Annotated in this window: 10 protein-coding genes, 4 tRNA genes and 2 pseudogenes; 15 read left to right on the top strand and 1 reads right to left on the bottom strand. The window is 43.6% G+C overall.

The genetic code is table 11. The annotated features are described in order from the left end of the window. A pseudogene (locus WBA23_RS18090) lies at nt 1-597 on the bottom strand (alkaline phosphatase); the annotation flags it as partial. A gap of 213 nt (nt 598-810) precedes the next feature. Here WBA23_RS18090 and WBA23_RS18085 point away from each other — a divergent pair. The 15 genes and pseudogenes from WBA23_RS18085 to WBA23_RS18015 all read left to right on the top strand — a co-directional run bounded on the left by WBA23_RS18085 (nt 811) and on the right by WBA23_RS18015 (nt 17,090). Further along, the gene (locus WBA23_RS18085) at nt 811-3,369 is read left to right on the top strand and encodes a M1 family metallopeptidase (protein ID WP_424583684.1); all 2,559 of its coding nucleotides are present in this window, start codon (nt 811-813) and stop codon (nt 3,367-3,369) included. Between the two features lie 135 nt (nt 3,370-3,504). Beyond that, a tRNA-Tyr gene (locus WBA23_RS18080) sits at nt 3,505-3,585 on the top strand. 131 nt (nt 3,586-3,716) lie between these two features. Continuing rightward, nucleotides 3,717-3,789 (top strand) — tRNA-Gly (locus tag WBA23_RS18075). Between the two features lie 89 nt (nt 3,790-3,878). Next, a tRNA-Thr gene (locus WBA23_RS18070) sits at nt 3,879-3,950 on the top strand. A 68-nt stretch (nt 3,951-4,018) separates the two neighbouring features. Next, nucleotides 4,019-5,206: an elongation factor Tu gene (gene tuf / locus WBA23_RS18065; protein WP_424583683.1), complete on the top strand. Its 1,188-nt coding sequence runs from the start codon at nt 4,019-4,021 to the stop codon at nt 5,204-5,206. Nucleotides 5,207-5,297: 91 nt separating this feature from the next. Then, a tRNA-Trp gene (locus tag WBA23_RS18060) sits at nt 5,298-5,370 on the top strand. 19 nt (nt 5,371-5,389) lie between these two features. Further along, a complete protein-coding gene (secE, locus tag WBA23_RS18055; RefSeq protein WP_424583682.1) occupies nt 5,390-5,581 on the top strand; it encodes a preprotein translocase subunit SecE in 192 nt (63 codons plus the stop codon). Between the two features lie 15 nt (nt 5,582-5,596). Further along, nucleotides 5,597-6,181 carry a transcription termination/antitermination protein NusG gene (nusG, locus tag WBA23_RS18050; RefSeq protein ID WP_424583681.1) on the top strand — a complete coding sequence of 195 codons (585 nt, stop codon included), beginning with the start codon at nt 5,597-5,599 and terminating at the stop codon, nt 6,179-6,181. Further along, nucleotides 6,174-6,617: a 50S ribosomal protein L11 gene (gene rplK, locus WBA23_RS18045; RefSeq protein ID WP_424583680.1), complete on the top strand. Its 444-nt coding sequence runs from the start codon at nt 6,174-6,176 to the stop codon at nt 6,615-6,617. Before nusG ends, rplK begins: the two co-directional genes overlap by 8 nt. 12 nt (nt 6,618-6,629) lie before the next feature. After that, nucleotides 6,630-7,328, top strand: a complete 699-nt coding sequence (rplA, locus tag WBA23_RS18040; protein ID WP_424583679.1) for a 50S ribosomal protein L1 — start codon at nt 6,630-6,632, stop codon at nt 7,326-7,328. A gap of 5 nt (nt 7,329-7,333) precedes the next feature. Then, on the top strand, nt 7,334-7,873 hold the full coding sequence (gene rplJ, locus WBA23_RS18035) for a 50S ribosomal protein L10 (protein WP_424583678.1): 540 nt from the start codon (nt 7,334-7,336) through the stop codon (nt 7,871-7,873). Nucleotides 7,874-7,921: 48 nt separating this feature from the next. After that, nucleotides 7,922-8,302 carry a 50S ribosomal protein L7/L12 gene (rplL, locus tag WBA23_RS18030; RefSeq protein WP_302205973.1) on the top strand — a complete coding sequence of 127 codons (381 nt, stop codon included), beginning with the start codon at nt 7,922-7,924 and terminating at the stop codon, nt 8,300-8,302. A gap of 193 nt (nt 8,303-8,495) precedes the next feature. After that, nucleotides 8,496-12,359 (top strand): annotated as a pseudogene (gene rpoB / locus WBA23_RS18025) (DNA-directed RNA polymerase subunit beta). A 70-nt stretch (nt 12,360-12,429) separates the two neighbouring features. Next, nucleotides 12,430-16,758, top strand: a complete 4,329-nt coding sequence (gene rpoC, locus WBA23_RS18020; RefSeq protein ID WP_424583677.1) for a DNA-directed RNA polymerase subunit beta' — start codon at nt 12,430-12,432, stop codon at nt 16,756-16,758. 2 nt (nt 16,759-16,760) lie between these two features. Further along, a complete protein-coding gene (locus WBA23_RS18015) occupies nt 16,761-17,090 on the top strand; it encodes a DUF3467 domain-containing protein (protein WP_424583676.1) in 330 nt (109 codons plus the stop codon). The last annotated feature ends 19 nt before the right edge of the window (nt 17,091-17,109 follow it).

Here is a 17,109-nt window from a genome sequence, read left to right as displayed (position 1 = left end):
GAAGAAATCGGGAGCCATCTCCGCCATAGTCATATACGTTTTAAACCCAGCAACCGAATCGTCGTAGCTCCAAAAATACTGGCAGGTAGAAGCAGTGAACGATACTGGAGCCGCTACCGTATCTGCGGGAGGGGTGTGAAAACTTCCCCTTAGTACTGCTAAGTCTTCATCGGATTGCTGCGCCTTTCCTTCTAATCGGATAGTATATTCGGTATCTGAGGTCAGTCCTTTCAAAGGAATATGAACTGTATAATCTTCTTTCGCCTCAGCAGGAAACCATTCTGAAGTTTTGGTAGATTGCGCCGCCTCGACTATTACCCGAACGTAGCCTTCGGCACCACGAACTGCTCCATCCATTTCATCTACGGGCATATCTTCATTAAAATTGAGCGGATGGCGAAATACCTTAGGCTGGCGTTCGTGAACCACCGGGTTGGGTTTTTCCTGCCCACATAAACGCGTCCAGACAATGGCTTCGTTTGCCGTAAGTTCTGAAACCCGAAAACCATTAGTGAAAAAAGCTTCTTGAGCGTAAGTTGATAAAGGAATTAGGAAAAGAAAGATAAGCAGGCTTATGGATAGTATTTGTTTCGTCATGATACAAGTATATTGAAAATGACACTCATTTGGTGCGGGCTTCAGCCAAATTTGAGACAATGGCTGAAATTGGCTGATAAAAGTTTAATTGAGGGGAATAGTTTTACCGGTTAAGTCGTTACTTAATCCGATATTTGTGCCTCGCGCCAACAAACCACAATGAATAGAAAAGTATTGAAATTAATTTCATCTGTATCAATCAGGCAGATAGTCGTGATTGGATTTTGCTCCTTAACCGTAAGCTTTTCGGCTTGCAAAGTAGAACAAATTGCTGCTACCCAACCAGCTGATATTACTAATCCTAACGCCGAACCTGACTCGGTAGTAAGCGAGGTAGCAGAAGGAGAGCCAGAGGTTGAAGAAGTTGCTGCCCTACCTTACCAAGCTACTGAAGCTCGTGAACATGATTTGCTACATACCAAGCTAGAAGTACGCTTCGATTGGGCAAAACATTATCTTTACGGTAAAGCTACGCTTCAGCTAAAGCCTTATTTCTATCCTCAGTCTACCGTTAGCTTAGATGCTAAAGGATTTGACATCCACTCGGTGTATTTAATGAGTGATAAAGCTACTGCATCTAACTTACGTCCGCTCGAGTACGAATATGATAGTCTAATCCTTCAAGTTGCTTTAGATAAAACGTATTCTCGCAACGAAGACTTCTGGTTGGTGATTGATTATACCGCCAAGCCTGACGAATTTGCCAGTGGTGGCAGCGCAGCGATCACTTCCGACAAAGGGTTATACTTTATTGATGAACCATCGCCTCAAATCTGGACGCAGGGTGAGACTGAAGCTAGCTCTCGTTGGTTTCCCACCATTGACATTCCTAACGAACGCTGCACTCAAGAGATGTTCATTACCGTAGACAATCGCTACGAAACGCTCTCGAATGGTACGTTGGTATATTCTCAACGAAACTCATCAGATGATTCGGTGCAAACCCGAACTGATTACTGGAAAATGGATTTGCCCCACGCTCCGTATTTATTTATGATGGCGGTGGGCAACTTTGCAGTAATAGAAGATCAATGGAATGAGTTGCCGGTCAATTATTATATTGATTCGGCCTACGCCGCTTATGCTGATGATATTTTCGGACGGACTCCCGAAATGCTGTCGTTCTTTTCCGAAAAAACCGGTGTGAAATATCCCTGGCCTAAGTACTCTCAAGTTGTGGTTCAAGATTTCGTTTCCGGGGCAATGGAGAACACTACCGCTTCGGTTTTCTACGATGCCCTACTAGTGGACGATCGTGAACTGCTTGACAATCATTGGGACGGAATTATTGCTCATGAGCTATTCCACCACTGGTTTGGCGATTTGGTTACCTGCGAGTCTTGGGCTAATCTTCCACTGAATGAATCATTCGCTACCTACGGAGAGTACCTATGGAGTGAACACTACTACGGAAAAGATGAAGCTGAGTACGAACGATGGGAAAAACTGCAAAACTATCTATCGGAAGCGGAAAACAAGCAAGTTGATCTGATTCGCTATCGCCATGCTGATAAAGAAGATATGTTTGATCGCCATTCCTATGATAAGGGAAGTTTGGTTTTGCATATGCTACGCAAGCACGTGGGTGATGAAGCATTCTTTGCCGCACTAGAACTTTATTTAACCCGCCATGCCTACACCTCCGTAGAAATTCACGACTTACGTATTGCCTTCGAAGAGGTGACTGGGCAAGACCTTAATTGGTTTTTCAATCAGTGGTTTCTCAATTCTGGTCATCCGGTATTCGATGTGCAGCAACGCTACCAGGAGGGGCAGCTAACGCTAATTGTATCGCAACTTCAAGATCCTGAGGCTGCTCCAATCTACCAGATTCCGGTTACGGTAGATGTATGGGTCAATAGCCGACGGAGTAGTTATGAGCTGTGGATTAATGAACCGTATCAAGAATTCATTATTACTGCCGATACCGAACCGCAATTGGTATTGTTTGATGCTGAAGGTGCGTTATTGGCTCAGGTTTCTCACGATAAGTCGGAGAAGGAGTGGGCATATCAGTTTCGTAACACCAATCACTTTGCTCATCAGTTAGCCAGTTTACAAACGTTAGTTAGTGATTCTACTGCCACCATTACTCCTGCCATCTTAACCGAAGCATTAGATCATGATTTCTGGATGATCCGGCGGTTAGCAATTAATGCTTTAGAGGAAAATTTAAGTGTGAGCGACAGTATGCTACTGCGAAAAATTGAGATGTTGGCCCGTAACGATAAAAAATCACTAGTACGGGCTGATGCGATTAATGCCTTGGCTACCATTGATCCCGAACGCTATCAAGATGTATTTCAGCAAGCTTTGCAAGATTCTAGCTACGCGGTAGTAGGCACCGCCATTGCTGGTTACGCCAAAACAACGGCTAATGATAAGGCTTCTCGCTTTGCACCCTACCATGAATTAACCAACTTTAATACGGTGATGGCCCTGGCCGACTACTTTGTTTCTGAAGGAGTAGCCGGTCAGTACCAATGGTTTAAAGAAAAAGCAACTAAGATTCCGGATGAAACTTTATACTATTTTCTAAATTATTTAGCGCAATACTTAGTAGCGACTGATAATGATTCATCTACCAAGCAAGGTGTTCAGCTATTGGCCGATCAAGCTCGAAATCATCCCCAATATTACATTCGGCTCACAGCCTACCGTGGGTTGCTGTTCTTTAGCGATCAGCCGGATGTAAGCCTGATGCTTCAGTCTATTAGGGACGGCGAGAAGGATGATCGACTCAAAGCTTTGTATCAGTCAAATACTTACTAAAAATTTAAGTGGATTTTTTCCAATTTCTTTTCGGGTATCATTTGAATATATAGAAAAAGACCTTACTTTTGCCCTTCCATTAAAAATAGTGGGTAAATTTTAGGTTTTCCTACTATTTATATACATGGAGTTTTTGGGGAGATTCCAGAGCGGTCAAATGGGACGGACTGTAAATCCGTTGCTTCGGCTTCGAAGGTTCGAATCCTTCTCTCCCCACTGACAGAATCTGAACTAAGGGCGAATTATTCTAGTGGGGTTGGTGTTAGGGCAGATAACACTCTAATGATTAGTGAATAACGATAAATGACTGTTTTATTCATTTACAATTACTCATCAGTCATTAACAAGCGGGAGTAGCTCAATTGGTAGAGCGACAGCCTTCCAAGCTGTAGGTCGAGGGTTCGAGACCCTTCTCCCGCTCTTACTAGTGATTAATGAAGAAACGAATAATGACTGACAAAAAACAAACGATCATTCATTATTCATTTATCATCAATCATTATTGAGCTGCCGACGTAGCTCAGGGGTAGAGCGCTTCCTTGGTAAGGAAGAGGTCACGAGTTCAAATCTCGTCGTTGGCTCAAACGTTTACAGAGGCATTTGCCTCTTATATTTCGTTACATTTTGATCACTGAAACTGTTTTTTAACATGGCTAAAGAAACCTTTGACCGTTCCAAACCGCACTTAAATATCGGTACTATCGGTCACGTTGACCACGGTAAGACAACGTTAACTGCTGCTATCACCACCGTATTGGCGGGGAGAGGGCTGGCAGAACTGAAAGACTTTGCATCTATTGACAATGCTCCGGAGGAAAAAGAACGGGGTATTACAATTAACACCTCTCACGTTGAGTACCAAACTGAGAACCGTCACTACGCCCACGTTGACTGTCCAGGTCACGCTGACTACGTAAAGAACATGGTTACCGGAGCGGCTCAGATGGATGGAGCTATTTTGGTAGTTGCAGCTACTGATGGCCCAATGCCCCAAACGCGCGAGCATATTCTACTGGCTCGCCAGGTGGGTGTACCGGCAATTGTTGTATTCATGAATAAAGTAGACTTAGTGGATGACGCTGAGCTACTAGAACTAGTAGAGATGGAAATTCGTGAACTGCTTTCGTTCTACGAATTTCCTGGGGATGATATTCCTGTGATTCAAGGTTCGGCACTAGGTGCACTGAACGGTGAAGACCAGTGGGTAGAGAAAGTTAATGACCTAATGAACGCGGTAGATGAGTACATTCCAATGCCCGAGCGGTTGGTTGACCTCGACTTCTTGATGCCGGTTGAGGATGTGTTCTCAATTACGGGACGAGGAACAGTAGCTACTGGTCGTATTGAGCGAGGAGTAGTCAACTCTGGCGAAAGCGTTGAAATCTTGGGTATGGGAGCTGAAAACTTGAAGTCTACCGTAACGGGTGTGGAAATGTTCCGTAAGATTCTTGACCGCGGAGAAGCAGGTGACAATGTTGGACTATTACTTCGTGGAATTGAGAAATCACAGATTCGTCGCGGAATGGTAATTGCTAAGCCGGGTTCAGTAACCCCGCATGCGAAGTTTAAAGCAGAAGTTTACGTGCTTTCCAAAGAAGAAGGTGGGCGTCATACTCCTTTCTTTAAAAGATACCGCCCTCAGTTTTACTTCCGTACTACTGACGTAACGGGTGAGATTACACTTCCGGACAATGTTGAAATGGTAATGCCGGGTGATAATGTTTCTATTACAGTAGAACTTATCTCGCCAGTAGCCATGGAAAAAGGTCTTCGCTTCGCAATACGTGAAGGTGGCCGTACAGTAGGTGCCGGTCAGGTAACTGAAATCACAGACTAGAAAAATATGAGATATGAACCGGGTCGCCGGGCGATATGAGATGAGAAAGTTCTTGTCTCATATTTTCTATTTCTCATTTTATATTTCCCAAACGGGTGTAGCTCAGCTGGTAGAGCAACGGTCTCCAAAACCGTAGGTCGTGAGTTCGAATCTTACCGCCCGTGCTAAAATGAAGCATTAATTATGAACAACGTTGTTGAATTTATCCGAGCCTCTTATCAGGAGATGAGCGAGAAGGTCACTTGGCCGGCTTATGCATCATTGCAGAGAAGTTCGTTTTTAGTATTAGTAGCTTCATTAATCTTTGCATTACTAATTGGAGTCATCGATCTCGGCTTTGAAAATGCGATGAAATGGTTTTACAACGCATTTTAAAAAACACTGAAAGTCATGATCGATCCAAAATGGTATGTGATCCGCGCTGTAAGTGGGAAAGAGCGTAAAGTTCGGGAATACCTCGAGCACGAGATTAGAATAAATAAGCTAGAAGAGTTTGTTCCCCAGGTAATCATCCCTTCGGAGAAAGTGATGGAGATGCGAAACGGAAAAAAACGAGTGCGGGAACGTCAGTTTTTTCCAGGGTATATCATAGTTTCCGCTGATCTGAAAAATGGGGAAGTGCTTCACATGATCAATAACGTACCTAACGTAATCGGATTTTTGAGTGCCAAAGGAACCAGCACCGCTCGTTCGCAAGAACCACCAGTGCCACTGCGGGAGTCGGAGATAAACCGAATTTTAGGGCGGGTTGACGAAGCAGAGGAAGAAGATATTAAAATGGATACCCCGTATATTGAGGGTGAAGAAGTAAAAGTAATGGATGGGCCATTTAGTGGTTTCATCGGCAATATTGAAGAAATATTTGAAGAGCGCCGGAAGTTGAAAGTAATGGTGAAGATATTTGGCCGTAACACTCCGGTAGAGCTAAATTATATGCAAGTTGAAAAAGTAGATAATAGCGGTAACAATGGCTAAAGAAATAAGCGGATACTTAAAATTACAGATTCGCGGTGGGCAAGCAAACCCATCCCCGCCTGTAGGCCCAGCTTTGGGTAGTAAGGGATTGAATATCATGGAGTTTTGTAAGCAGTTTAATGCGCGAACGCAAGATAAACCCGGTCAATTACTTCCAGTATTAGTATCAATATATACTGATAAGTCCTTTGACTTCGTAATCAAAACTCCCCCAGCGGCGGCTCTGTTGATGGAAGCGGCCAAACTAAAGAAGGGTTCTGCGGAACCTAATCGGGCCAAAGTAGGTAGTGTGACTTGGGATCAGGTAAAGGATATTGCCGAAACGAAGATGCCTGATTTAAACGCGTTTAAAGTGGAGTCGGCTATGAAAATGGTAGCAGGCACTGCCCGAAGCATGGGCTTAAGAGTTACCGGAAAAGCCCCTTGGGCCGAATAAATTAGTGAACACATGGCGAAGCTAGGAAAAAAACAACAAGACGCTCTGAAGAAATATGACCTCACGCAGGCTTATTCTATTCAAGAAGCTGCTGAAATTGTTAAAGATATTACCACTACCAAGTTTGATGCTTCGGTAGATATTGATGTGAATCTAGGGGTAGATCCCCGAAAGGCCGACCAAATGGTGCGAGGGGTAGTTGCTCTACCACACGGTACCGGTAAGGATGTGAAAGTGTTAGTGCTTTGTACCCCTGAAAAAGAAGCTGAAGCGAAAGAAGCTGGTGCTGACTACGTAGGTTTAGACGAATACATTCAAAAGATTGAAGGTGGCTGGACTGATGTAGACGTTATTGTAACGATGCCTACCGTAATGGCAAAAGTAGGTCGGCTCGGTAGAGTTTTGGGTCCTCGCGGTCTAATGCCTAATCCGAAAGCAGGTACTGTAACCATGGATATTGGAAAAGCAGTGCAGGATGTGAAAGCTGGTAAAATTGATTTTAAAGTAGATAAGTTCGGTATTATTCACGCTAGCATTGGAAAAGCATCTTTTGATCATGAGAAACTAGTAGCGAACGCTACTGAAATGATTCAAATGATTAACCGTTTGAAGCCCTCTTCTGCCAAGGGAACTTATTTTAAAAGCATTTCATTATCGAGCACTATGAGCAAAGGAGTGCCGATAGATAAAAACACCGTTCCAGGTATATAACTGTTATGACTAGAGAAGAAAAAGGAACCCTGATTGATGACCTTGCCGAAAAGCTACGCAACACCAGCTACTTTTACGTAGCCGATACTGGCGGTTTATCGGTTAAGGAGATTAACGAATTCCGGGCAATGTGCTTTCAGCGGGGAGTTGAATATAAGATCTACAAAAACACCCTGATCCGGAAAGCACTAGAGCAACTTGATACCGATTATGAATCTTTTAATGATGCCCTGAAAGGGACTTCGGGTATTATGTTTTCGACTGATACAAGTAATGCTCCAGCAAAAATTATTAAAGAATACCGAAAAAAAGGTATAGCTGATGCTGAAAAGCCAGCAATGAAAGCCGCTTCCATTGATTCGGACTTATTCATCGGTGGCGAGCACTTAGATATGCTCAGTTCGCTGAAGTCTAAAGAGGAACTTTTGGGTGAGGTAATCACGTTACTGCAATCTCCTGCTAAAAATGTTATTTCTGCCCTTCAGAGTGGCAAAAGCAAATTGGCAGGCATTGTTAAAACCTTATCGGAGCGAGAAGAGTCATAGAAAAATAAAATCAATTAAACAATACGTACTAATTAATCTCGAATTAAAATGGCAGATCTGAAAGACTTCGCAGAACAACTGGTTAACCTATCAGTGAAAGAAGTAAACGAGTTGGCGAACATTCTGAAAGAAGAATATGGTATTGAGCCGGCTGCTGCCGCAGCTGTTGCCGCAGCACCCGCTGGTGGTGGCGGAGAAGGCGGCGGAGCTGAGGAACAAACTGAGTTTGATGTAATTCTTAAAGCTCCAGGTGGATCTAAACTAGCAGTAGTGAAACTTGTGAAAGAACTTACTGGATTAGGATTGAAAGAAGCTAAAGCATTAGTAGATGGCGCTCCTACCGAAGTAAAACAAGGGTTACCTAAAGACGAAGCTGAAGGCTTGAAAAAGCAATTAGAAGAAGCCGGTGCTGAAGTAGAAATTAAGTAATTAGCAATATACCACGACCATATTTCATTTTTAGCATCACAGGCCTGGCTCGCTAGTCAGGTCTTTTCCCGTTTGTGGGCTTTTTACCGGCTTTACTTCTTAACTACCACCAGAATAATATTCTGAATATTCTTATCACCCAAAAAATTGAAGTGTTTTGGCTAACGTAAAAAATTCTAAAAATAAAGCCAGTCTGACTGCTGGGCTCCCTGACCGTATTAGCTTTGCTTCTATTGGAAAGGTATTAGATTACCCCGATTTTCTTAATGTTCAGTTACAATCTTTTCAGGATTTCCTACAGATTGATACTCCTGCTGAGCAACGGAGAAATGAAGGACTATATAAAGTATTTTCGGAAAACTTTCCGATCACTGATTCCCGAGAGAATTTCGTTCTTGAGTTTATTGACTACGTAATTGATCCACCGAAATATTCGGTTGATGAGTCCATAGACCGAGGATTAACCTACTCAGTTCCACTCAAGGCAAAGTTGCGTTTATCGTGTAACGATGAAGATAATGAAGACTTTGAAACAATTGAGCAAGAGGTTTTTCTGGGGAATATCCCGTACATGACTACTAAAGGTTCCTTTATTATTAATGGAGCTGAACGTGTTATTGTATCGCAACTGCACCGGTCTCCGGGCGTATTCTTCGCGCAAAGCAAGCATACTAACGGCACCAAGCTGTACTCAGCGCGAATTATTCCGTTTAAAGGCTCGTGGATTGAGTTTGCTACGGACGTAAACAACGTTATGTATGCGTATATCGACCGAAAGAAGAAGTTCCCAGTTACAACGTTGTTGCGGTCAATCGGCTACGGCTTAGATAAAGACATTCTCAACCTATTTGAGCTTTCTGAAGAAGTTGAAGCTAATGAGAAGAACCTTAAGCAGTACGAAGGAAGAAAACTTGCCGCAAGAGTGCTGCGTACTTGGACGGAAGACTTCGTGGATGAAGACACCGGAGAAGTAGTTTCTATCGACCGAAATGAAGTGTTATTGGAGCGAGACTCAATACTCCAGGAAGAAGATATTAATACCGTTCTTGAATCGGGTACCGACTCGATTATTTTACACCGGGAAGATGTAAATGTGACGGATTACTCAATCATCTATAATACGCTTCAGAAAGATCCCTCCAACTCCGAGAAGGAAGCCGTTGAGCAAATCTATCGTCAGCTTCGTAATACTGAAGCACCCGATGAACAAACTGCTCGGGACATTATCCAAAGTCTATTCTTCAGCGACAAGCGTTACGATCTGGGTGAAGTAGGTCGCTACCGAATTAACAAAAAACTTGATTTGCAGATTGAGTCCGATATTCGCGTACTGACCAAAGAAGATATTATCAAGATTGTAAAGTACCTGATCGGATTAATTAACTCTAAGGCGGTTGTTGATGATATTGACCACCTGAGTAACCGACGAGTACGAACTGTTGGGGAGCAACTCTACAGCCAGTTTGGCGTAGGTTTGGCTCGGATGGCTCGAACTATCAAAGAACGAATGAACGTGCGGGACAATGAGGATTTCAAACCCGTTGATCTAATCAATGCCCGAACACTTTCTTCGGTGATTAATTCTTTCTTCGGAACAAATCAGCTTTCCCAGTTTATGGATCAAACCAATCCACTGGCGGAAGTTACTCATAAGCGAAGAATGTCGGCCTTAGGGCCAGGTGGTCTGTCCCGAGAGCGAGCTGGTTTTGAGGTGCGCGATGTGCATTACACTCACTACGGTCGCTTATGTACAATTTAAACCCCGGAAGGACCGAATATCGGATTGATCTCTTCACTCTGTGTTCACGCCAAAGTGAATACAATGGGCTTTATTGAAACCCCGTACCGCAAAGTGAACGATGGAGTTGTTACTAAAGATGTAGTATATTTAACTGCTGAGGAAGAAGATACGCATAACATTGCGCAGGCAAATGCCCCTATCGGAGACAATGGGAAATTTGTAAATGAAACGGTAAAGGCTCGTTACGAAGGAGACTTTCCGGTAGTAGGTCCTGATGACCTTACCTATATGGATATTGCACCGAACCAAATTGTATCGGTAGCCGCCTCGCTTATTCCGTTTCTAGAGCATGATGATGCTAACCGGGCTTTAATGGGATCGAACATGCAGCGGCAAGCAGTGCCGCTTCTCAAGCCTCAGGCACCTATTGTAGGAACTGGATTAGAAGGCCGGGTAGCGCAAGATTCTCGCTCGCTGATTGTAGCGGAGGGTGATGGCGTAATTCACTACGTTGACTCTAAGAAAATTACCGTTAAATACGACCTAACCGACGATGAGCGATTGGTTAACTTTGGTGATGACCTAAAAACTTACGAGCTAATTAAGTTTCGTCGTACTAATCAAGATACTTGTGTAAATCTTAAGCCTATTGTATTGAAAGGTGAGCGAGTAACTCAAGGTCAGGTTCTTTGCGAAGGTTTTGCTACTGAGAATGGAGAATTAGCGTTAGGTAGAAACTTACTGGTAGCCTTTATGCCTTGGCAGGGGTACAACTTTGAGGATGCAATTGTAATCTCGGAAAGAGTAGTGCGCGATGATGTATTTACCTCCGTACATATTGAAGAGTTTGAACTGGAAGTGCGGGATACCAAGCGAGGTGAAGAGGAACTAACTTCGGAGATTCCTAATGTGAGCGAAGATGCCGTTAAGGACCTAGATGAAAACGGTATTATCCGAATGGGTGCGGCAGTAAAAGAAGGTGATATTCTAATTGGTAAGATTACTCCGAAAGGAGAAACTGATCCAACTCCGGAAGAAAAGTTACTTCGGGCAATTTTCGGAGATAAAGCCGGAGATGTGAAAGATGCATCATTACGGGCGTCCCCTTCGCTACGAGGAACTGTCATTGATACCAAACTTTTCTCTCGTCCTAAGAAAGATAAGGATCTGAGAGCAAAAGCGCGTAAGGAGGTAGAAACATTGAAATCTCGCTTTAAGAATGATATTCTGGCAGTACGAAGCGAAGTGATCGATAAGATGGTTTCTGTGCTAAACGGCAAGAACTCTCAAGGCATCAAGCATAAGTTTGGTGATGAAATCATGGCGAAGGGTGTAAAGTTTAATCGTCAGAACATCGAGAATAACCTATTTCCTGACAAAAATATCTATCGCGACGAAAGTTCCTACAGCATACCCGAAGAAGCCAATCTAATTGCTGATATTATTGTTGACGATTGGACTGGCGATGAGCGTATTGACCATATGGTGAGTGAGCTAGTTAAAAACTACAACATTCGCCGTAATGAAGTAACGGCTCGTTTCAAGCGAGAGCGCTTCACTTTAGAAGTCGGGGATGAACTTCCTGCGGGTATTGTTCAGTTAGCTAAGGTGTACGTAGCCAAAAAACGTAAGCTTAAGGTAGGAGATAAGATGGCCGGTCGCCATGGAAATAAGGGGGTAGTAGCTAAGATTGTACGGGAAGAGGATATGCCATTTCAAGCCGATGGCACACCAGTGGATATCGTATTGAATCCGCTGGGCGTACCTTCACGAATGAACATCGGTCAAATCTACGAAACCGTACTGGGTTGGGCTGGATTGAAACTTCATAAACGTTACGCTACGCCAATTTTTGACGGAGCTACCATGGATGATGTTATCAAAGAGTTAAAAGCTGCGAAGCTACCGGACTACGGACGAACTTACTTGTACGATGGATTATCCGGAGTGCGGTTCGATCAGAAGGTAACAGTGGGTGTAATCTACATGTTGAAACTGGGACACCTAGTTGATGACAAGATGCACGCGCGTTCTATTGGACCCTACTCACTCATTACGCAGCAACCACTGGGCGGTAAAGCTCAGTTCGGTGGACAGCGTTTTGGTGAGATGGAAGTGTGGGCACTGGAAGCTTTCGGAGCAGCCAATGTTCTACAAGAGATTCTGACTGTAAAGTCGGACGATGTTGTTGGGCGAGCTAAAGCTTACGAAGCGATTGTGAAGGGTGAGAACCTGCCTCGGCCAAATATTCCGGAGTCATTCAACGTACTCGTTCATGAGCTACGTGGTTTAGCCCTGGAAATTACATTGGACTAAAATTACGAGCGCCCATTACGGTGGGCGCCTATTTTGCATTATCCATTTTCAATTTTCAATTGATATAAGTATGGCATTCAAAAAAAATAAAAAGTTTACCAACGATTTCTCGAAGGTAACAATCAGTCTTGCTTCTCCCGAGTCTATTTTAGAAAGCTCGCACGGAGAAGTTACGCAACCCGAGACCATCAATTACCGGACGTATAAGCCCGAAATGGGCGGCTTGTTTTGCGAGCGTATTTTCGGCCCGGTAAAGGATTGGGAATGTCATTGCGGGAAATATAAGCGTATTCGATACAAAGGTATTATCTGCGACCGTTGTGGAGTAGAAGTAACCGAGAAGAAAGTGCGACGGGAGCGAATGGGTCATATTGAGTTAGTTGTGCCAGTAGCCCATATCTGGTACTTCCGTTCGTTACCTAATAAAATTGGGTATCTGCTCGGTCTTTCTACAAAAAAGCTTGATCAGATTATCTATTATGAGCGATATGTAGTTATTCAAGCGGGTGTAAAAGCTGAAGATGGCATTAGCTATCTGGATTATCTGACTGAAGATGAATACCTAGATATTATTGATAAGCTTCCAGCCGATAATCAACGATTGGACGACAATGACCCGAACAAGTTTATTGCTAAGATGGGAGCGGAAGCGCTGGAGATGCTGTTAGCTCAACTGAAACTACAGGAGCTAGAGTATGCCCTGCGCCATCAGGCCAATACTGATACATCGCAGCAGAGAAAAGCAGAAGCACTAAAGCGCTTGAAAGTAGTAACTGCTTTCCTTGACGCTCGCAATCGTATCGAAAACCGTCCGGAATGGATGGTTATTAAGATGGTACCGGTAATTCCACCGGAGTTGCGTCCGTTAGTTCCACTAGATGGTGGGCGATTCGCCACATCCGATTTGAACGATCTTTACCGCCGGGTAATCATTCGAAACAATCGCCTGAAGCGACTAATAGATATTAAAGCACCGGAAGTAATTCTTCGGAACGAGAAGCGAATGCTACAAGAGGCAGTTGACTCGCTCTTTGATAACTCTCGGAAGGTGAACGCAGTACGTTCCGATGGAAATCGGGCGTTGAAGTCACTTAGCGACATGCTCAAAGGAAAGCAAGGACGTTTTCGCCAGAACCTACTTGGTAAGCGAGTTGACTATTCTGGTCGTTCGGTAATTGTAGTAGGGCCAGAGCTGAAAATGCACGAATGTGGTTTGCCGAAAGATATGGCGGCCGAGTTATTTAAGCCATTTATTATTCGTAAACTGATTGAGCGAGGAATCGTAAAAACGGTAAAATCAGCGAAGAAAATTGTGGATCGTAAAGATCCAGTGGTTTGGGATATTTTGGAAAATGTATTGAAAGGGCATCCAGTACTGCTTAACCGGGCTCCTACTTTGCACCGTTTGGGTATTCAGGCATTCCAACCTAAATTGATTGAAGGTAAAGCGATTCAGCTTCACCCGTTGGTATGTACTGCTTTCAACGCAGATTTTGATGGTGACCAGATGGCGGTACACGTTCCTCTAGGACACGAAGCTGTATTAGAGGCTTCTATGCTGATGCTATCGAGCCATAATATTTTAAATCCGGCTAATGGTGCTCCGATTACCGTCCCTTCTCAAGATATGGTATTAGGATTGTATTACGTGACTAAAGGACGTAAACATTCAAAAGCAGTGCCCATTGCTGGAGAAGGGCTTTCTTTCTACAGTGCCGAGGAAGTGATTGTTGCGATGAACGAAGGTCGCATCTCTAAACACGCCCATATTAAAGTGCGAGCGAAAGTTCGGAATGAGGAAGGCGAACTAGAAGATAAGATCGTTGAAACTGTCGCCGGAAGAGTAGTTTTTAATGAATTAGTACCCGAAGAAGTAGGGTACGTAGACGAGCTGCTTACTAAGAAAAAGCTACAGCAAATCATTGCAACGGTTTATAAGATCGCCGGGGTAGCTCGTACTGCCAAATTCTTAGATGATATTAAAGAACTTGGTTTCCAGATGGCCTACAAAGGTGGATTATCCATTGGGCTAGATGATATCATTGTGCCTAACGACAAGTTAGGACTTATTGAGGAAGCCAAAGAAGAGGTAGATTCAGTGCGGAACAATTACTTCATGGGGCTTATTACCGATAATGAGCGTTACAACCAAGTAATTGACGTTTGGACTCGAGTGAATTCTCGCCTGACTAATGCCTTGATGAAGAAAATGGAAGATGACCAACAAGGGTTTAACTCTATTTATATGATGATGCACTCTGGTGCCCGAGGTTCCCGAGAGCAGATTCGCCAATTAGGGGGTATGCGGGGGCTAATGGCTAAGCCGCAGAAAAACCTGCAAGGATCAGTAGGAGAAATTATTGAAAACCCGATTCTTTCTAACTTTAAAGAAGGGCTCGATGTAATTGAGTACTTCATCTCTACCCACGGAGCGCGGAAAGGTCTGGCTGATACGGCACTGAAAACAGCGGATGCGGGTTATCTAACTCGTCGCTTAGTAGACGTAGCTCAAGACGTAGTAATTCGTGAAGAAGATTGCGGTACGGTACGTGGGCTGCTAGTGGCTTCTCTCAAAGACAATGAAGAAGTAGTAGAGCCACTATCGGAGCGTATTTTAGGCCGAGTATCCGTACACGATCTATTTAATCCAATTTCTGACGAGCTCATTATCGAGTCAGGAACAGAAATTACAGAAGAACTAGCTGTTCTCATAGATGAAAGTGGTATTGAAGAAATGGAAATTCGTTCACCGCTAACTTGTGAGACCAAAACAGGAATTTGCTCTAAGTGCTACGGTAGAAACTTATCAACCGGATACATTGTGCAAGACGGAGAGTCAGTAGGGGTTATTGCTGCTCAGTCTATCGGAGAACCCGGAACTCAGTTAACGCTTCGTACTTTCCACGTGGGGGGTACTGCTTCTAACATTGCGGTAGAAGCTACTATAAAAGCGAAATTTTCTGGTAAGGTAGAATTTGAAGAGCTACGCTCATTAGAAACTACTGACGATGAGGGCGAACCTAAAACAGTAGTAATGGGGCGTTCGGGTGAGATAAAAATTGTAGACGAAAAAACGGGTAAGGTATTCTCAACTTATAATGCACCGTATGGCTCCTTCCTTCGAATAAAAGAAGGCGATGTGGTGAAAAAAGGAGATGAGCTTTGCTATTGGGACCCTTATAATGCAGTGATTTTATCGGAGTTCAAAGGAAAAGTGGATTTCGAGTATATTGAGCAGGGCATTACTTACAAGGAGGAGTACGATGAACAAACTGGTCACCGCGAGAAAGTGATCACTGAAACGCGGGATAAAACCAAAAATCCAGCGATTGTTATTGAACCTTCTAGCAAGGATTATGAGCGAAAAGCTTACAATATTCCAGTAGGAGCACACTTGGCTGTTGATATTGATGACAAAGTACGATCCGGACAAGTAATTGCAAAAATTCCTCGTATGATGAGTAAGTCACGGGATATTACAGGTGGTTTACCTCGAGTAACTGAGCTGTTCGAGGCGCGTAATCCGTCTAACCCAGCGGTAGTAAGCGAGATTAACGGAGCAGTTACCTACGGTGGAATTAAACGAGGTAATCGAGAAATCTTTATTGAGTCGAGAGATGGTGTTAAGAAACGATACCTAGTACCTCTATCCAAGCATATTCTTGTACAAGATAATGACTTCGTTCGGGCTGGTATGCCGTTATCTGATGGAGCCATCACTCCCGCAGATATTTTAGCGATTAAAGGACCAACAGCGGTACAGGAGTATTTGGTGAATGAAATTCAGGAAGTATACCGTCTGCAAGGGGTGAAAATTAATGATAAGCATATTGAGGTAATTGTAAGCCAAATGATGCAGAAAGTGGAGATTGAGAACGAAGGGGACACCAGTTTCTTGAAGCGACAGGTAGTTGATAAGTTCTCATTTCGAGAAGAAAATGATGCTATCCTAGACAAGAAGCTAGTAGTTGAAATAGGGGATTCTACTAATTTCAAACAAGGAATGATTATCTCTTCGCGCCAGCTTCGTGATGAAAACTCTTCTCTGAAACGTCAGGACAAAACGATTGTGCAGGTGCGAGATGCTCAACCAGCAGTGGCTAAGCCTACCCTACAAGGAATTACTCAAGCGTCGTTAGGTACTGAAAGCTTTATTTCAGCAGCCTCCTTCCAGGAAACAACGAAAGTGCTAAGTGAAGCTTCTATTCGCGGAAAATCCGATCATCTAAATGGGCTAAAAGAGAATGTAATCGTTGGTCACCTAATTCCGGCTGGAACCGGTATGCGGGAGTACAAAAATATCATTGTTGGTTCTAAGGAAGAGTACGAAGCACTACGAGCTTCTCGTGGAAACCGAGTGGTAGAGGAAAGTGAAAGTAGCACGGTAGAAACCAACTGATAATGGCTGAAGAAGAAAAGGAAGAACAGCAACGGCGGAACCAGATTAGCATTGAACTTTCGGAAGAAATTGCCGAAGGACAGTACGCTAATCTAGCTACGATTGCTCACTCCAATAGCGAGTTTGTCATTGATTTCATTCGTTTGATGCCAGGAGCACCCAAAGCAAAGGTGAAATCTCGGATCATTATTACCCCCGATCATGCCAAGCGATTGCTATTTGCTTTGCAAGATAATATCGAAAAATTTGAAGCAGCCTTTGGTCCTATTAAGCAATCTGATGAAACACCGAAGTTTCCGATTAACTTTGGTGGAGCAATTGGGGAGGCTTAAAGTATGTAGGGATTTTATT

Source organism: Tunicatimonas sp., assembly GCF_049647865.1.
GTDB lineage: Bacteria > Bacteroidota > Bacteroidia > Cytophagales > Cyclobacteriaceae > Tunicatimonas.
This window is presented reverse-complemented; position numbering and strand designations above follow the sequence as displayed.